Origin of the sequence: Methylobacterium sp. 37f (assembly GCF_023093475.1) — a bacterium.
Taxonomy (GTDB): domain Bacteria; phylum Pseudomonadota; class Alphaproteobacteria; order Rhizobiales; family Beijerinckiaceae; genus Methylobacterium.
The window spans coordinates 75,827-92,694 of sequence record NZ_JAGHKN010000014.1; the positions used below are offsets into that span (position 1 = coordinate 75,827).

Here is a 16,868-nt window from a genome sequence, read left to right on the forward strand (position 1 = left end):
CATGGCCGGTTACCCTCGTCACGTCCGCACTTCAGCGACGATGAGCGGATGAACCGTGATGAAAACGCTGTTTCTACCCGGTGCATCCGGAAGTGCTTCGTTCTGGAGGCCCGTTGCCACCCAGGCCGGATTGGATGGTGTGTTTTTCGGATGGCCGGGATTGGGCGCAGAGCCCCCTCGGCAGGACGTGGACGGGCTGGACGATCTCGTCGCTCTGGTCGCCACTGAAATTCGCGAGCCGGTGGCCATCGTCGCTCAGTCGATGGGCGGGATCATCGCGATCAAGGTGGCGCTGGCATTTCCCGATCTCGTCAAGAACTTGGTGTTGACGGTGACATCCGGCGGCGTGCCGATGGTCGATCTGGGCGGATCGGATTGGCGGCCGGACTACTTCAGGGCCTTCCCACGCGCTGCGAAGTGGATCGCCGATCCGGTCGCCGATCTCTCTTCCGGTTTGCCGTCCATCCGAGTTCCGGTCCTGTTGTTGTGGGGAGACTCGGATTCGATCAGCCCGGTCGCCGTCGGGAAGAGGCTGGCTGCTCTCTTGCCGAATGCCCGCCTTTGCATCCTGCTGGGGGCGAACCACGATTTGGCGCAGACACATGTCCGGGCGGTTGCGGACGAAATCAGACGGCATCTCATGGCTGTTGTCGCGCCTCAACCGCTCGTCAACGACTGACCGGCCCTTCACCCGCTCGAATGATCGACAATCGAGGCGCTTCCGCGACGAGCACGCGCGCGGCCTCGCCCCTCACGTCAGCAGATACCGCTCCGGCTCCAGGGGCGGCGGCGCGGTCTCGCCCAGGGCATCGAGCACGATGCCGTCGATGGTGTGCAGCAGGGCATCGAGCGGCAGGTCGTTCGGCGCCAGGCCGAAGGGCTCCTCCAGTTCGTCACCCAGCGCATCGAGGCCGAAGAACGTGTAGGCCACCAGGGCGGTGGCCACCGGCGTCGCCCAGCCGAGGGAGGCTGCGAGGCCGAAGGGCAGCAGCAGGCAGTAGATCCACGCCGTGCGGTACAGCAGCAGGGTGTAGGCGAAGGGCAGCGGCGTGTTCTGGATGCGCTCGCACACCACCTGGACCTGCGCCAGGGCCGCGATCTTGTGCTCCAGGGCAGCGAACAGGACGTCGGTCAGCGCCCCCCGGCGATAGGCCTTGGCGAGGTCGGTGGTGAGTCCGGCGAGCACCGCATCGGCCGCGCTCGGGTGGCGGGCGAGGCGCTCCGCCTCGGCGCCCGGGAGCCAGGGCTTGGCCGCCGCGGCCACGTCGCCGCCGCGAAGCTGGGCGTGGAGAGCATGCGCGAAGGCGGAGAGGCGCCGCAGGGCGCGTCCGCGCAAGGGCTCGTCGGCCTCGCCGGGCAGGAGGGCGCTGAGCAGCCGGGCGAGTCCGCGCGTCTCGACCACGAGGCCGCCCCAGGCCCGGCGCCCCTCCCACCAGCGGTCGTAGCAGGCGCTGTTGCGGAAGCTGAGGAAGATCGACAGGGCGATCCCGATGAGGGTGAAGGGGCCGACGCCGGCAGTGATCGGGAACGCCTCGGGCCAGCGCCGCTCCACCGCCACCACGATCACCGCGATGAGGGTGATGCTCAGCACCTTGGGCGCCACCTGCGGCAGGATCGAGCCGCGCAGGGTGAACAGAATATCGAACAGGCTCGGGCGCGAACGGACGATCATGGAGCCTGTTGTCTCGGATTAGGCGAACCCCGGCAATTGCCGCGCCTCCGCGACGCGCCCGGGTTCGGCAGCCGACTGGCCGCGCAGCCGCACGCGGACGCGGCCTGGGACCGGCCGGGCATAAACGCCCGGCGGGGCACAAACGCCCGCCTCCGGCTCAGATGGAGCATGGGATCGGCTTGGATCGCCGAGGACGCCGCACGGTCGCGGGAGGACCGGCCCGTCGGGCCGGCCCCGCCCTTCACGCCGCCGAGGCGATCGCCGTCGAGGCCCGGCGGACCTTGCCGGCGCCCTCGAGGAAGGCGTGGGCGTCCTCCTTGCGCTCGAAGACGTGGGGCGCGAGGCCGCGACGATTCAGGGCCTCCTCCATCTTGAGGCGCAGGAAGGCGCTGGTCGCGTAGCGGGTGGTGGTGAGATAGTAGTTGGCCTGCAGGTATTGGATCATGTGGGCGTAGTCGTCGTACAGGTTCTCGTTGATGCGGAACCCGTCGTGATTGACCACGGTGTTGACCCGCTGGCCGGCCTTCTTGCAGGCGCCCACCAGCACCATGCGTAGGTCGTCGAGGTCGCTCTTGGCGCGGGCATGCCAGCCCTCGAGGTTCACGAACAGGATATTGCGCTCGGGGTCGTAGCTCACCCGCTCCGGCAGGTTGAGGTTGAGCAGGTCGGCGAGCAGTTCCATCGGCTCGTCGCGGAACAGGCGGGCATCCATCGGCATCGGCTGCTTGATGATCGGCCGGAAGCCCATATGGGGCAGGATGTCCCGCTCGATGTCGATGCCGGGTGCCACCTCGATGAGCTCCAGGCCCTCGTCGGTGAGCTGGAAGACGCAGCGCTCGGTGACGTAGATGACCGGCTGCGAGCGCATCTGCGCATAATGCCCGCTGAAGGTGATCTGCTCGACCTGGGGCAGGAATTTCTGCGAGCGGCCCTCCGTGACGATGCGGAGCTTGCCGTCCTCGATCGCGGTCTCCAGGCCGCCCACCGTGAAGGTGCCGGCGAAGACCACCGAGCGGGCGTTCTGGCTGATGTTGATGAAGCCGCCGCAGCCGTTGAGGCGGCCCCCGAACATGCTGGTGTTGACGTTCCCGTGCTGGTCGCACTCGGCCAGACCCAGGCAGGTCATGTCGAGGCCGCCGCCGTCGTAGAAGTCGAACATCTGGTTCTGATCGATGACGCAATCGGCGTTCGTGGCGGCGCCGAAGCTCGACCCCGATGCAAGCACGCCGCCGACCGCGCCGGCTTCGGTGGTGAGGGTGATGTAGGGTGTCACCTTCTCCTCGTTGGCCACGGCCGAGATGCCCTCGGGCGCCCCGACGCCGAGGTTGACGACGCCGTTCGGCGGCAGCTCGAAGGCAGCGCGGCGGGCGATGACCTTGCGGGCATCGAGCGGCATCTTCTTCATGCCGCTGACCGGCACGCGGATCTGGCCGGCGAGGGCCGCATCGTGCTGCACCCCGTAGTTCATGCGGTGCATCTCGGGCTCGGCCAGCACCACGCAGTCGACCAGGATGCCGGGCACGCGCACGTCCTTCGGCAGCAGGAAGCCGTCATCGACGATGCGCTCGACCTGGGCGATGACGATGCCGCCATTGTTGCGCGCCGCCATGGCCTGGGCGAGGCAATCGAGGGTCAGGGCCTCCTTCTCGAAGGAGATGTTGCCCGACGGATCGGCCGAGGTGCCGCGGATGAAGGCGACGTCGATCTTGGTGGCGGTGTAGAACAGCCATTCCTCGCCATCGACCTCGACGAGCTTCACGATCTCGTCCTGCGTCACGGTGTTGACGCGGGCGCCGCCGTGACGGGGATCGACGTAGGTGTGCAGGCCGACCTTGGAGAACAGCCCAGGCTGGCCGGCGGCACAGGCCCGGTAGAGCTGCGAGATCACGCCCTGAGGCAGGTTGTAGCCCAGGATCTTGTCTTCCTGCGCGGCCTTGGCGACCTTCGGCATGCGGCCGAAATTGGCCGCGATGACGCGGCGAAGCAGGCCTTCGTGATGCAGACGCCCGGTGCCGAGGCCTTTGCTGTCGCCGGCTCCCGCCGTCATGATCAGGGTCAGGTCACGGGGTGCGCCGGTGTCGACGAAGCGCTTCTCCAGGGCCGCGTGCAGCGCCTCCGGGATGCAGCTCTGGACGAAGCCCGTCGTGGTGACCACGTCGTTGTGCCGGATCAGCGCGATCGCCTCGCCGGCCGTGATGACCTTGTTTTTCTTCATGAACCGGGCCGTCCTCCGCGCGCCCACAGCGACGACGAGCGACAGGATTCATCCTGGCGAAAGGCGTGCGGGGGCAGTCTTGTTCTGGGGCGGAAGCGTAAAGACCCGCGCGAAGCTTCGCAAGGGCGCCACTACTATCGCCGCAGTGCAATTATATCTTGGTGCGCTGCAAATTTTTCAATGCAGCCTCAAATTTGACTGGAGACATTCAGCAAGACAGACGCGCAACGGCGGGGAAGGCTCTTTTGTTAGGGTTGCGATGCCTTGCGACGCCATAGGATTATTCAAAATACTCTAGCGTGTCTTCGTCATGCCAGCAGGTAGGTCAGGAGCGCCCGCAACTGCGCCGGGCGAACCGGCTTGTGCATCAGTTGCCCTCCCAGTGCCGCGACCTGCGCGGCGATTTCGGGCGCATGATCGGCGGTGGTCACGATGACCGGCAGGGGGGCCGACATCCGGGCCTGCAGGTGGGCCGCCACATCGAGGCCGCAGGCCCCGTGGTCGAGGTGATAGTCGAGGACGAGAAGGTCCGGCAGGTCCAGCCCCGCGGCGAGCGCCGCCTCCACCCCTGCGAGATCGCGATGAACCGAGACCTCGGCGTCCCAGGCCCGCAGGAGGCGCTCCAGGGCATCGGCGGTGGGCGGATCGTTCTCCACGACCAGCACCCGTGCGCCGGTGAGCCGGGTCGCCACGGGTGGCGCCGGCACCACACGCTCGGGCGGCGTAGGGCTGACCGGCAGGGTCAGGGCCATGCGGGTGCCGCGCCCGACCTGCGAGGTCAGCTCGAGGGGATGGTCGAGGGCCTGCGCCATGCGGCGCACGATCGAGAGACCGAGGCCGAGGCCGGGTTCACCGCCCTCCCCCTCGGCACCGCCGCGGAAGAATTCCTCGAAGACGAGGTCCCGCTCCGCCGCGGCGATGCCGCAACCGGTGTCGAGCACCTCGAGCCGGCAGAATGCGTCGCGCCGCCGAACCGCCACCAGCACCCCGCCCGCGCGCGCGTACCGGATGGCGTTCGACACGAGGTTCTGGACGATGCGCTGGAGCATCAGCGGATCGCTGGCCACGACGAGGTCGGGGCCGCGGACGACGAGGCGCAGGCCCTTGCGCGCGGCGAAGGGCCGGAAGCTCGCCGCGATGCCGGCCAGGAGGTCGCCGAGGGCCACCGGCTTAATCGCCGGGCGCACCACGCCGGCATCGAGCTTCGAAATGTCCAGGAGGGTCTTGATCAGATCCTCGATGATCTGCAGGCCGCGCTCGATCCGACCGGAGATCGCCACCGCCTCCGGCCCGAGGGCCAGGCCGGCCAGCGCCGAGGCCGAGAGGCGCGCCGCATTCAGGGGCTGGAGCAGGTCGTGGCTCGCGGCGGCGAGGAAGCGGGTCTTGGAGCGGTTGGCGTTCTCCGCCTCCTCCTTGGCGGCCACCAGGGCCTCGTTGGAGCGCTCCAGGCGGTGCATGAGGCCGGTCAGCTCCTCGGTGCGGCTGCGGACGCGTCCCTCCAGCATGGTGGCGGTCTGGAACAGCGAGTAGGCACCGCCCTGCTGGTCCATGCTGCGCTCCACATGTGCCATCAGGGCGGCGTTGATCCGCTCCAGCTTGGCGATCCGCCGCAGGTTGGCGCTCTCGCCCGGCGCACCCCCTTGGGCTTCGGGGGACGGGACCGTCACCGGTCCGCTCCGCCTCGCCCGATGGCGATGCCCGTGAAGGTCTGGTTCAGGTGCATCGAACGGTACTGCTCGCCGTAGGTGTCGAAGCCGACGACGTCGTAGCGCCGGTAGAGGTCGACGATGCCGTGGCGCACCTGACGGCTCTCGGCGTCGAGGCGGCGCAGCACGCATTCGAAGCCGATGACGAGGTCGATGCCGCCGAGCGCCGCGTCAAGGCGCGACAGCTCGGCCTCTGTCGCTGCCACGATGTCGCGCGGTCGCGCCAGGGTCAGCACCACGCCCTCGTCGATGGCGCAGAAGAAGCTGAGCGAGCCGTCGGGATTCATGCGCCGGATCGACCGGCAAAAATACTCGCCGCCCACCTTCACGGCGAGGGGATAGGCGGCAAAGCTCATGGGCGACAGACGCTCCGGGTCGAGCCCCACCGCCATGGCGTATTCCCGCGCGGCCGGCTCGGCGTTGAGTTCGTGGACGGTGCGCTGCTCGTCGTCGGAAGCGGTGACCACGAACCGGGTCGCGGTCGGCTCGAAATTGTCGCTCTTGAAGATCTGGATCGGGAAATCCGATTCCACCAGCAGCAGCACGGCGGCGCGCTGATGAATGCCGCCGTCATGCAGCAGCACGGTCTCACGGAAGGTGAGGTCGTCACCGGCCGAGCCGCCCACCAGGGGGATGCCGTCGAGGGCCCAGGCGATGGCCGAGACCACGGTCTCCTCGGCATTGGCGAGCCCGTCGATCAGCGACAGGGCGAAGCGGCGCCCATTGATCGGATCGGCGGATGCCCCGTCGAGGCTCCTTCGCAGCGCGCGCACGCTCGAGGCGGTGCGCTCGACGTCGAGATGGTCGATGGCGTCGAGCAGCGTCGAGACGATGCGGAAGCCGTCGGGCGGAAAGGCGATGACCACGAGGCCGCGATCGAGGCCGCCCGCCGGGGAGATGCCGCCGGACATCGTGCACCCGGCGATGCCCGCACCGGGAAAGCGGGTAGAGAAGCCCCGATTGAGGGTGTCGACGTCGTAGTCGGCCGAGAAGAACGCCACGATCTGGGCGACCCGGCCGGTGCCGATGGCCGCGCCGATCTCCGCCAGTGCCGTTTCGGCGTCGGCGGCGTCGGTCCAGGTCGTGGTGATGCCGCACCGGTGCGTGCGCACCCGCGTCCCCTCTGTCACGCGCGTTCCCTCGCTGCCCGGCGCGGGCCGGGCTTGACGCCCGGTTCTCCGCGATGACACGAGTATGTCGGGCGACCGGTGGCCGCGCAATGCAGCGCCGAACGGCTCCGGCACAGGGGCGCACGCACCGGGCGGAACGGGCATGCATCTCCTCATCGTCGACGATCACCCGCTGTTTCGTGAGGCGCTGGCGAGCGCCGTGGGGCTCGCCTATCCGGACGCGACGGTGCACGAGGCCGATGGGATCGTCGGCGCCTGCGCGGTGCTGGCCCGGCAGCCCGCCACCGAGATCATCCTCCTCGACCTGTCGATGCAGGGGGTTACCGGCTTCGAGGGCCTGCTGGCGATCCGGGCGCAGGCCCCGCGCGTCCCGATCCTCGTCGTGTCGGGCCTGGAAGATCCGCGGATCATCCGCGAAGCCCTCGACCACGGCGCCGCCGGCTTCGTGCCGAAGGCGGTCGACAAGGCGACGCTGACGCGAGCCATCGCCGATGTCCTGGCCGGCGGCCTCTCGGTGCCGGCGAGCCTGCCGGCCGCGCCCCCGATCCCCTCAACGGCCCGCAAGGCCCCGATCGCCGAGCGGGTTGGGAGCCTGACCCCGCAACAGGTGCGGGTGCTGGCGATGATCCGGCAGGGGATGCTGAACAAGCAGATCGCCCACGAGCTTCAGGTCGGGGATTCGACCGTGAAGGCGCACGTCTCTGAAATCCTACGCAAGCTCGACGTCATCAGCCGCACGCAGATCGTGATCGAGACCGCGCTCCTCGACTTCGACCGGATCGTGGCCGCGCCGGAATCGTGAACCGGCGGGCGGAAGTCTTTCAAGCGGCGGGGATTTGTCAGGCAGCGGATATTCTTCAGGCAGTAGGCACCTTCGAGCCGCCGTAATGGCCGTCGACGCGCTCGCCGTAACGCGGATCGGCGAAGGGGTCTTCGCCGGGGCCATGCGTCGGGGCGCCCTCCAGGGTGTCGCGGTCGATGTCGACGATGTAGCCGCCGAGTTCGACGCTGTAGGTCAACGCCCGCCAGGGCACCGGGTGATAGCTCTCGCCCAGGCCGAGAAAGCCCCCGAAGGACAGGACCGCGTAGGCGACCTGGCCCGAGACCTTGTCGACCATGAAATTGTAGACCGTGCCGATATGCTCGCCGTCGCGGCGATAGGCGGCCGTGCCTTCGACCTTGTTCGAGGCGATCAGGCGCGAGGTCTCGTCGATGGCGACGCCCTCGGCGGAGGGATCGAGCTCCATCGAGCCGGCGGGGCGGATGCTGCGCTCGTTCGGGAGGTCCGTCGGCATGCAAACTCCTCGTGGCTGGGGGACGCGCCGGGACCGGCGCTCGACCGGACAAGCCGCGACCCGCGCGGGGGTTCCAGGACAGGGGCCGGTCGTCAGCTCCGTCTGGCTCGACCGTGCGGTGTCAGACCGGCGTCAGATCAGGCCCGCATCCGCCCGGGTACCGGGACGGCCTTGTGCCTCCACCGACACCAGCGTGCCCAGTCCAATGATGAGTGCGGCGGCGGCGCCCAACGAGAGCGTGAAGGCAAGGAGGATCATGACCCTGGATTCACCGATCGCCCTTAAGGTTCGGTGACGGTATCCATCGGCCGATGTCCCGAATCCGCCCGGGGCCAGGCCGTCTGTCTGCCAAAATTCCGACCGATCGTGGAATGTTCTCGGCGGAACCGACCGTTCCGCTGAACGAAGCGCTCGGGCCTGAGCGTCGGCCGCCCGGCCCGCCTGCACGGGCGACACGCCGCCCGCGCGACGGAACGGCGGCCTCCGGCCGGGACCTGCGCCTAGACGAAGGCCGAGAAGTCGCCCTAACCTCCTCTGCACTCACGTCTTTAGCCCGACATACCCGCCTGGGTCCGATCCGCTGGCGCCGTGGCGTCGGGCGGAAGTACAGACCGCCGAGACCACGTTTCCGCGTACGTGGAGCGGGGTTTGTCGCGTCCCGCACCAGCCCTTCGCCCGCTCTCCGCCGGCCCTTCACCGGCCCTTCGCCGGCCCTTCCGTCTGCGCGCCTGTGGATGACGCGGGCGCAGCGGGCGGTTTTCCCTTGGAACGCTCGCGGCACCGCTTAGTTGTTGCTCCTATGCGCTGCGAGGCCACGGGCCGTGGGCGTACCGGCGCTCACCGTCGACATCCGGAGGAACATCCCATGGCAAAGAGCACCACGAAGACTGCCGAGAAGGCTGCACCCAAGGCGGCCGAGAAGGACGTCGAGAAGCCGGCCGCCAAGGGCAAGAAGGTCGCCGCTCCGAAGGGTGAAGGCGCCAAGCCCAACGCGCTGCAACAGCCTCTGAAGCCGTCGCCCGAGCTCGCCGCCGTCGTCGGCGACGCGTCCCTGCCGCGCGGCGAGGTCGTGAGCAAGGTCTGGGAGTACATCAAGAAGCACAACCTCCAGAACCCCGAGAACAAGCGCGAGATCCTGGCCGACGACAAGCTCAAGAAGGTCTTCGGCAAGGACAAGTGCACCATGTTCGAAATGAACAAGCACCTCGCCGCGCACCTCAAGTCGGCCTGAACGCAAAATCCGGATCGGCGTTGGGGAGGGGGCGCCCCTCCCCTGGGCCGTCCGGCGATCGAACGCGGCGCCGGGCGCTCAGCGTCCGCTGCCGGCGCGGCGTGTGCGCCGCTCGACTTTGCGGGTCGCCGTCTCCCGCAGGTGGCGCTCGATCTCCCCGTTGGCGCGCCCCCGCATGGCGCGCATCGCTTCGGCATCGTCGAAGGTCTCGGGAAAGCGCCGCGACAGCCAGAGATAGGCGCTGGCGAGCTTCACCGTCCGCTCCTGGTAGACGAGTTCCCCCGCCAGGTTCGCGCGCAGGGCCGGCACCGTAGTGCCAGCAGCCCGTGCCTGGGTCCAGCGCTCCAGCATGCCGAGGGAGACCGGATCGCGCCGGTCCACCGGGCAGACCGAGAACGCGAACTTCTCCGCGATCGGCAGCCGTGCCTTGTCGACCACTCGGGCGATCTCCAGGATCTCCTCCAGGGCCGAGGGCTGGAACGGCGATCCGGCATAGAAGGTGGCACGCGCGAAATGCGCCAGCACCTCGCGCAGGCTGTCCGTGCGCATCTCCTCGGCCACCGAGTTGATGGCGATGAGGTCGGGCCGCACAAAGAAACGGGTATCGGCGGCCGGCGCCGTGGGCGCTCCCGCGAGCGCCGCACGGATCGGCTCCAGCCCGGTCTCGTCCACGGCAGCGACGTAGCCCTCGTCCTGATGCCCAAAGCGCCCGGCGCGGCCCGCGATCTGGCGGATCTCCGAATTGGTCAGCGCCCGCTCCCCGACCCCGTCCCACTTGCGCACGGCCGAGAATACGACCCGCTTGAGGGGGCCGAGGTTGAGGCCCATGCCGATGGCATCCGTGGTGACCAGGACGTCGGCCTCGCCCGCGCGGAAGCGCGCGGCCTCGGCCCGGCGCACCTCCGGTGAGAGCGCGCCGTAGATCGTCGCCACCCGGTGGCCCGCCGCCACCAGGATCTCGCGATTCTCGTGGACGGCCCTTCGCGAAAACGCCACGACCGCATCACCCGGCGTCACGTCTTCGAGGGGCACCGGCACCTCCTGCAACACCAGGGGGGTCTTGCGCACGAAGGTGACGACCTCGAGGGATTCGTTGGCCGCCTCCGCCGCCCGTCGCACGGCGGCCAGCGCATCGTCCGAACCGCACACCACCACGGTGCGGGCGGCCACGCCGAACAGGGCGTTGGTCCAGGCCCAGCCCCGGTCGGGGTCGGCGATCATCTGGATTTCGTCTATGACCGCGACGTCGACGGGCCGCGTCAGGTCGGCGGTCTCGATGGTGCGGGCGGTGTGGGTCGGGCTCAGGTCGCCGAGGGTCTCCTCGCCCGTCACCATCCCGGCGCGCAGGCCGCGCTCGGCCAGAGCCTCGTAGTTCTCCAGGGCGAGGAGGCGCAGGGGCGCCAAGTAGGTGCCGGTGGGCGCGGCGCGCAGCATCTCCAGGGCCGCATAGGTCTTACCGGAATTGGTCGGCCCCATGTGGAAGATGATGCGCCGGCCGAGGCGTCGGGCCGCGGTGAACTTCTCGATGTAGGCGCCGAAGCCCACCTGATCGCGCAGGCGGCGCAGGCGCGAATCCTCGCGCGCCACGTTGCGGGCGCGGGCGCGCACGCCCTTGAGTGTGTCGGTCAGGGACTGATTCAGGTTCGGCGAGAGCAGGAAGGCCCGCGACCGCAGCGAGCGGTCGAGATGGTCGATATAGGTCACCGCGTCGGCGCCGACCTCGCGCAGGTCCTCCGCGACCTGGTCGCGCAGGCGCTCCACCGCCCGGCGCAGGGACTTCGCGGTCCGGACCGCGGTTTCGGCGACGGCGGCGCGCAGTTCGTCGAGGCGCCAGTTCGGGTCGTTGCGATGGGCCATTCCGGAGAGGATGCCGGCGATTCCCGTCTCGGGAGCCGCATCGACCCGGAGGTCGAGGCGGCCCCCGTCCAGAATGGGGATCAGGGTCCGGATCGTCCAGGCGATGCTGCCATCCCGCATCACCGCGGCGCGCAGGGCCGGCACCGCCTTCTTCACGATGGCGACACCGCCCTCCGAGAAGGCGCGGCGCGCCTTCAGCTCGCGCAGCGCCTTGGCCACCACCGCATCCTCGACGAAGCCGCCATATTCGGGCAGGCCGAGATGGAGCCGCAGGGCATCCAATTCGACGCTCCGGGGCGGCAGGCCGAGGCGCATGGCTACCTCGGCCAGGATCTCGTTCGTCGGTCGCGCGCGCTTGCGGGCCATGGGCTCTCGTCGGGGAGTCGTTCACCGCCACGGACGGGCGACCGGGCCGCCCCAGGGTGCGCGGGACGCGGCCCAAAAGGCAACGGCCCGCATCAGCGCAAGATCCCCACGTTGGCCGGTTTGTGACCGCTTCGTGCGCGGCGCTCCGGTCAGGCGGCGCGCTGGTTGACTTGCCGCTCGGCCATGGCGGTGAGCAGGTGGTCGGTCGCCTTCTCCTCGTCGAGGTTCTGCTGGAGGACACCCGCGCAATCGTCGCGCCCCAGGCGCTTGGCCCAGGCGATCAGCGTGCCGTAGCGGGTGATTTCGTAGTGCTCGACGGCCTGCGCGGAGGCGACGAGGGCCGCATCCAGCACATCCTTGTCGGCGATCTCGCCGGCGACCTCGTTGGCCTCCTCGATGATGCCGTTGATCGCCGGGCAGGTCACGGCCTTCGGACTGTGGCCATGCATCTGGAAGACCTTCTCCAGGCGCTGGATCTGGGTCTCGGTCTGGCGCAGGTGGGTCTCGAAGCTCTGCTTCAGCTCCGGATGCGTCGCCTTGGCGATCATCTTGGGCAACGCCTTCGTGATCTGATTTTCGGCGTAGTAAATGTCCTGCAGGGTGTGAACGAAGAGGTCGTCGAGGGTTTTGATGTCTCGGGTGAACAGGCCCATGCGTGCCTCCACTGGTGTCCGGTGCGGTTTCGAAGGGGCTGGCAATGACCGTCCGGTGCGCCCCTCGTGCTCGCCGCCGCGCGGCAGGTTCGCTGTCCCCTGTGTCGATCGAGCGCGATTCCAGGTTTCGGCAACGCGGAACTTCGACACGGGTGAAGCTTCGACAAACCATGACTTCAGCTGACCGGCCGCAGCAATTTAGGCGAGCACGACATGAAAACCGGTCCTTTGCGCTCCGTGTTCCCTGATGGCCAGGATCAACCATTGATTTGGTCACAGAATAAGTCACTCCATAACTTTTCGAGCGACAACCCAGAGTGGTTTTCAATTACGATTTGATCCAAGTTATTTAACGCTCCGCTTCCTTCTTGTTAACGGGATCACGGGGTTCGGATTCGCGTCGCAGCGCGCAGAGGGAGGCGAGGTTCGCCATGCCCGACGCGGGCGGCTCGACGCGGGCCGTCACCCCTTACGCGTCAACACACGTCAGGGAAGCGAGACGATGCACGAGAATTCCGCCGGACCGGCCGCATTCTGGGCCTCGGTGGCGCACGACGTCACGTCACGGGTCGAGCCGGTGCTGGCCCGAGAAGGCCAGATTCGTGAAGGCAAGGCTCGTGAGGGCAAGGCGCGTGAGGGCAAGGCTCGTGGAGGCCAGGTTCGTGAAGGCCAGGTTCGTGAAGGCCAGGTCCGCGAAGGCGTGATCGAATACCTGCGCGACCTCGAGGCTGTGGCCCTGCGGGAGGGCAGCAGCCGCGAGGCCCTGCAGGTGATCGCCTCCGGCCGGCGCCTGCTCGGAGATCGCAGCGAGGTGCCGGCCGACAAGATCGCCCGCGCAGTGCGAAGCGCCCTGGTCTGAACTCGCTACCCGGGGGGCGACCCCAGGGCCGCCCGCGTGAAGGCATCGGCGCCGATATCGTCGGTGCCGTTCATGCCCAGGCTCTCGATGAGCCGTCCGCGCGCCCGGCTGACGCGACTCTTCATGGTGCCCACGGCCACGCCGCAGATCTCGGCCGCCTCCTCGTAGGTGAAGTTCTGCGCACCCACGAGCACCAGGGCCTCGCGCTGGCTGAACGGCAGGGTGTTCAGGGCTTCCTGAAACTCGAGCATCTCGACGCGGATCTCCTGCTCGGGCAGGCTCGTGAGGCGCCCCGCCAGGGCACCGTCGGCATCTTCCACCTCGCGCTTGCGCTTGCGCTGCTCCGAATAGAACAGGTTGCGCAGGATGGTGAACAGCCAGGCGGTGAGGTTGGTCCCCCGCGTGAAGCTGTCGGCCTTGGTCCAGGCGCGCACTAGGGTGTCCTGCACGAGGTCGTCGCTGCGGTCGAGATCGTAGGTCAGCGAGAAGGCGAAGGCGCGCAGCGCGGGAATCGCGCCGAGCAGCAGATTGCGCATCTCGTCATCGGCACCCCGTGGGGTACCGACCGGGCTCTGCATCGCGGCGCTCATGAAGATCCTCGCGTGTTGCTGCGGGTGGCCAGATCGGCGAGGAGTGCGTCGAAACGGTCGGGAAGGGGCTGTTGCAGCACCTCGGCGTAGAGGAGGCGCAGGTTGCGGCCGATGCGCCGTCGCGCCTCCGGCGTCATACCGGTCTGCGAAGTGCGCCGAGAGACGGACAGGGCGTGGGGCACGACACCCGCAGGACCGCCGAAAACCGCCTCTGTCGCCGCCGCGGGGACTCTCGATGCATCGGCGGCGATGCAGACAGCCGGCGTGCCGGGGAACGAATTGCCGTCCAGGAGGCTCAGGTTCGGTTCGCTCGAATCAGTGCTCATCGCTGCCCATCGCTCGACGGCAGCTTCGGGAGACCCCGGAGCGCCGTCATTTCGGTCGCCGTGCTACGGCTGCGCGATTTAACGGCCACTGAAAAAAGCATTCATCGGATCTTAAGTCTGCGAATGCAGCCGAAAGACCATGCCATTTATCCGGAAACGATTAGATACAAACTTGAACTCTCAATCAAGCATCACCATGGCAGCGGTATAGTCCACGGATGCTGTCGCTAAGCTGAACCGTACGCTGCCGCGAAGGACCTGTGCACCGGCAACGACCGGCGGCTCACCCGTCCGCACGCTTCGCGTTCGCCGTGGCCCGGCGCTTGCCCGATCCTTGCCTGACGCTTGGCGGGTCTTTGCCCGCCCCTTCGTAGCCTCCAGCGGAACTCCCATCCGATGCCGTCAGACGTGCCCGACCTCGACCGTGTCGTCCGCGAGATCACCGACGAGATGCGGGACCGGCAGGACCGCGGCGAGGTGGCGACCTACATCCCCGAACTCGCGCGCGTCGATGCCGGGGCCTTCGGCCTCGTGGTGATCGACGCCGAGGGCCGGGTCGCGGCCGGCGGCGACTGCGACGTGCCGTTCTCGATCCAGAGCATCTCGAAGGTCTTTACCCTGACCCTCGCCCTCGGCATGGCCGGCGACCGGCTCTGGCGCCGCGTCGGGCGCGAGCCATCCGGCAGCCCGTTCAATTCCATCGTCCAGCTGGAACGCGAGCGCGGCATCCCGCGCAATCCCTTCATCAATGCGGGCGCCATCGCGGTCACCGATCTGATCCTCTCGGGCCACCAGCCTCGGGAGGCCCTCGGCGAGATCCTGCGCTTCCTGCAGTTCCTGGCCCAGGACCCCACCATCACCATCGACGAGGCCGTCGCGGCCTCGGAACTGCGCACGGGCTTCCGCAACATGGCGCTGGCCAACTACATGAAATCCTTCGGGGTGCTCGACAACCCGGTCGATTTCACCCTCGGCGTCTACTTTCACCACTGCGCCATCGCCATGTCGTGCCGCCAGCTCGCCATGGCCGGGCGCTTCCTCGCCCATTCCGGGCGCAATCCTTCCACGGGACATTCCGTGGTTTCGCCGGAGCGGGCGCGCCGCATCAACGCGGTGATGCTCACCTGCGGCCATTACGACGGTTCCGGCGAGTTCGCCTACCGGGTCGGCCTGCCCGGCAAGAGCGGCGTCGGCGGCGGCATCCTGGCGATCGCTCCCGGCAAGGCCTCGATCGCCGTCTGGTCGCCCGGACTCGACACCTCGGGCAACTCACACCTCGGGCGGATCGCCCTGGAGATGCTGACGAAGCGTCTCGGATGGTCGATCTTCGGGGCGTAAAGGACGCTCGACCTCCGGACCGCTACACGCCACAGGGCGCGGGGGCTTGTCCTTCTGACTCGGCCGCCCCCCCTGTGCCGCACCTCCGACAGGCCGAGCACCAGGGCCTCGATCTCGATCCGGTCAAAGATCTGAGGCGGCAGCGCTCCATCCTCGATCAGGCGATAGCCGTAGCCACGCTCGTGCTCGATCCGGGCTCCGGCTGCCGGACCTGCTGCGGCACTCGCCCTATGCGTGATTCGACAAGTCCGGCGACCCACTCCTCGACGCCTGGATCGACCGCTGCACGGATCGCCCCAGCGCACGCTTGTCTGCCGACTTCGGCGCGCGGTGTCTGGCCACGGCCCAACTGGCCTGGCCGCATCCGGCGCAAAGGTGCCAGCGAAAGGATTTAGCGCCTGCGAAACAGGCAAAAAAGAAGGCCCGCCGCAGGTGATGCGACGGGCCGTGATTTTAAATCGAGCAAATATCTACGGAAATCGCCTAAATCTTAGGCGGCGGCCTTCTGACTGGTCTCGGTCGGAACCGACGAGATCGTCTTCAGGATCTGCGAAGCGATCTGGTAGGGGTCCCCCTGGCTGTTGGGCCGGCGGTCTTCCAAATAGCCCTTGTACGCGTTGTTGACGAAGCTGTGCGGCACGCGGATCGAGGCGCCGCGATCGGCGACGCCGTAGCTGAACTGGTCGATGGCCGCGGTCTCGTGCTTGCCGGTCAGGCGCATGTGGTTGTCGGGGCCATAGACGGCGATGTGGTCGTCAAGGTTCTCCTTGAAGGCCGCCATCAGCGCCTCGAAATAGGCCTGTCCGCCCACCGTGCGCATGTGCTCGGTCGAGAAGTTGGCATGCATGCCGGAGCCGTTCCAGTCGGTCGCGCCGAGCGGCTTGCAATGGTATTCGACGTCGATCTCGTAGGACTCGCACAGGCGCTGGAGCAGATAGCGGGCGACCCACATCTCGTCGGCGGCCTTTTTGGAGCCCTTGCCGAAGATCTGGAACTCCCACTGGCCCTTGGCCACCTCGGCATTGATGCCCTCGTGGTTGATGCCGGCGTCGAGGCAGAGGTCGAGGTGCTCCTCGACGATCTTGCGGGCGATGCTGCCGACTTCCTTGTAGCCGACGCCGCAATAGTACGGGCCCTGCGGAGCCGGGTATCCGGCGGCGGGGAAGCCGAGCGGGCGGCCGTCCTTGTAGAAGAAATACTCCTGCTCGAAACCGAACCAGGCGCCGTCATCGTCCAGGATGGTGGCGCGCTTGTTCGATGCGTGCGGCGTGACGCCATCGGGCATCATGACTTCGCACATCACCAGCACGCCGTTCTTGCGGGTGGAATCGGGGAAGTGCCGCACGGGCTTGAGCATGCAGTCGGAGCTGCCGCCCTCGGCCTGCATCGTCGAGCTGCCGTCGAAGCCCCAGAGCGGAAGCTGCTCGAGCGTCGGGAACCCGTCGAACTCCTTGATCTGGGTCTTGCCGCGCAGGTTCGGCACCGGGGTGTAGCCGTCGAGCCAGATATACTCGAGTTTGTATTTCGTCATGCCGAGCCTCTCGTCCTGTAGCGATGCGACATCCGAGGACACCTGAGCGGATGCGCAGCCATCGCTGGCTGGGCCGGCCTAAGCAACGATCGCGCCAGA

Annotated in this window: 16 protein-coding genes and 1 pseudogene; 5 read left to right on the forward strand and 12 right to left on the reverse strand. The window is 68.0% G+C overall.

Features of this window, described 5'->3' with window-relative positions:
- Positions 1–58: 58 nt before the first annotated feature.
- Positions 59–679 (forward strand): alpha/beta fold hydrolase, encoded by a 621-nt coding sequence (locus J7U37_RS11830; protein ID WP_247635855.1) that lies wholly within the window; start codon positions 59–61, stop codon positions 677–679.
- A 72-nt stretch (positions 680–751) separates the two neighbouring features.
- Here J7U37_RS11830 and J7U37_RS11835 read toward each other — a convergent pair whose 3' ends face one another.
- The 4 genes from J7U37_RS11835 to J7U37_RS11850 all read right to left on the reverse strand — a co-directional run bounded on the left by J7U37_RS11835 (position 752) and on the right by J7U37_RS11850 (position 6,723).
- Positions 752–1,672 (reverse strand): bestrophin family protein, encoded by a 921-nt coding sequence (locus J7U37_RS11835; protein WP_056485083.1) that lies wholly within the window; start codon positions 1,670–1,672, stop codon positions 752–754.
- 241 nt (positions 1,673–1,913) lie between these two features.
- Positions 1,914–3,887, reverse strand: a complete 1,974-nt coding sequence (locus tag J7U37_RS11840; RefSeq protein WP_056181840.1) for a CoA-transferase — start codon at positions 3,885–3,887, stop codon at positions 1,914–1,916.
- A gap of 308 nt (positions 3,888–4,195) precedes the next feature.
- A complete protein-coding gene (locus tag J7U37_RS11845; RefSeq protein WP_247635870.1) occupies positions 4,196–5,458 on the reverse strand; it encodes a hybrid sensor histidine kinase/response regulator in 1,263 nt (420 codons plus the stop codon).
- Between the two features lie 92 nt (positions 5,459–5,550).
- A complete protein-coding gene (locus tag J7U37_RS11850; protein ID WP_056181847.1) occupies positions 5,551–6,723 on the reverse strand; it encodes an FIST N-terminal domain-containing protein in 1,173 nt (390 codons plus the stop codon).
- Positions 6,724–6,865: 142 nt separating this feature from the next.
- Here J7U37_RS11850 and J7U37_RS11855 point away from each other — a divergent pair, with 142 nt between their 5' ends.
- Positions 6,866–7,525, forward strand: coding sequence for a response regulator transcription factor (locus J7U37_RS11855; RefSeq protein WP_082504051.1), 660 nt, complete (start codon positions 6,866–6,868; stop codon positions 7,523–7,525).
- Between the two features lie 55 nt (positions 7,526–7,580).
- On the opposite strand, the gene J7U37_RS11860 is transcribed toward J7U37_RS11855, so the two are convergent.
- Together J7U37_RS11860 and J7U37_RS25125 are read right to left on the reverse strand one after the other, a co-directional pair.
- Entirely contained in the window at positions 7,581–8,018 is a 438-nt protein-coding gene (locus tag J7U37_RS11860) for a PRC-barrel domain-containing protein (RefSeq protein WP_056485090.1), read from the reverse strand.
- A gap of 132 nt (positions 8,019–8,150) precedes the next feature.
- The gene (locus J7U37_RS25125) at positions 8,151–8,276 is read right to left on the reverse strand and encodes a hypothetical protein (RefSeq protein WP_274533543.1); all 126 of its coding nucleotides are present in this window, start codon (positions 8,274–8,276) and stop codon (positions 8,151–8,153) included.
- Positions 8,277–8,883: 607 nt separating this feature from the next.
- On the opposite strand from J7U37_RS25125, the gene J7U37_RS11865 reads away from it, so the two are divergent.
- Positions 8,884–9,249, forward strand: a complete 366-nt coding sequence (locus J7U37_RS11865) for an SWIB/MDM2 domain-containing protein (protein WP_247635856.1) — start codon at positions 8,884–8,886, stop codon at positions 9,247–9,249.
- 78 nt (positions 9,250–9,327) lie between these two features.
- Here J7U37_RS11865 and J7U37_RS11870 read toward each other — a convergent pair whose 3' ends face one another.
- Together J7U37_RS11870 and J7U37_RS11875 are read right to left on the reverse strand one after the other, a co-directional pair.
- Complete coding sequence (locus J7U37_RS11870) at positions 9,328–11,472, reverse strand: helicase-related protein (protein ID WP_247635857.1); 2,145 nt, start codon at positions 11,470–11,472, stop codon at positions 9,328–9,330.
- 149 nt (positions 11,473–11,621) lie between these two features.
- A complete protein-coding gene (locus J7U37_RS11875) occupies positions 11,622–12,125 on the reverse strand; it encodes a ferritin-like domain-containing protein (protein WP_056181863.1) in 504 nt (167 codons plus the stop codon).
- Between the two features lie 502 nt (positions 12,126–12,627).
- Between J7U37_RS11875 and J7U37_RS11880 the strand changes: the two genes are divergently transcribed.
- The gene (locus tag J7U37_RS11880) at positions 12,628–12,984 is read left to right on the forward strand and encodes a hypothetical protein (RefSeq protein ID WP_056485096.1); all 357 of its coding nucleotides are present in this window, start codon (positions 12,628–12,630) and stop codon (positions 12,982–12,984) included.
- Between the two features lie 5 nt (positions 12,985–12,989).
- Here J7U37_RS11880 and J7U37_RS11885 read toward each other — a convergent pair whose 3' ends face one another.
- Both J7U37_RS11885 and J7U37_RS11890 read right to left on the reverse strand, forming a co-directional pair.
- The gene (locus tag J7U37_RS11885) at positions 12,990–13,574 is read right to left on the reverse strand and encodes a sigma-70 family RNA polymerase sigma factor (RefSeq protein WP_247635858.1); all 585 of its coding nucleotides are present in this window, start codon (positions 13,572–13,574) and stop codon (positions 12,990–12,992) included.
- Positions 13,571–13,900: a NepR family anti-sigma factor gene (locus J7U37_RS11890; protein WP_247635859.1), complete on the reverse strand. Its 330-nt coding sequence runs from the start codon at positions 13,898–13,900 to the stop codon at positions 13,571–13,573. The genes J7U37_RS11885 and J7U37_RS11890 overlap by 4 nt, the downstream gene beginning before the upstream one ends.
- A 408-nt stretch (positions 13,901–14,308) precedes the next feature.
- On the opposite strand from J7U37_RS11890, the gene J7U37_RS11895 reads away from it, so the two are divergent.
- The gene (locus J7U37_RS11895; RefSeq protein ID WP_056182011.1) at positions 14,309–15,238 is read left to right on the forward strand and encodes a glutaminase; all 930 of its coding nucleotides are present in this window, start codon (positions 14,309–14,311) and stop codon (positions 15,236–15,238) included.
- A 68-nt stretch (positions 15,239–15,306) separates the two neighbouring features.
- On the opposite strand, the pseudogene J7U37_RS11900 reads toward J7U37_RS11895, so the two are convergent.
- Both J7U37_RS11900 and J7U37_RS11905 read right to left on the reverse strand, forming a co-directional pair.
- Positions 15,307–15,444: pseudogene (locus tag J7U37_RS11900) on the reverse strand (transcriptional regulator); the annotation flags it as partial.
- 284 nt (positions 15,445–15,728) lie between these two features.
- The gene (locus tag J7U37_RS11905; RefSeq protein ID WP_056181877.1) at positions 15,729–16,769 is read right to left on the reverse strand and encodes a glutamine synthetase beta-grasp domain-containing protein; all 1,041 of its coding nucleotides are present in this window, start codon (positions 16,767–16,769) and stop codon (positions 15,729–15,731) included.
- Positions 16,770–16,868: the final 99 nt, after the last annotated feature.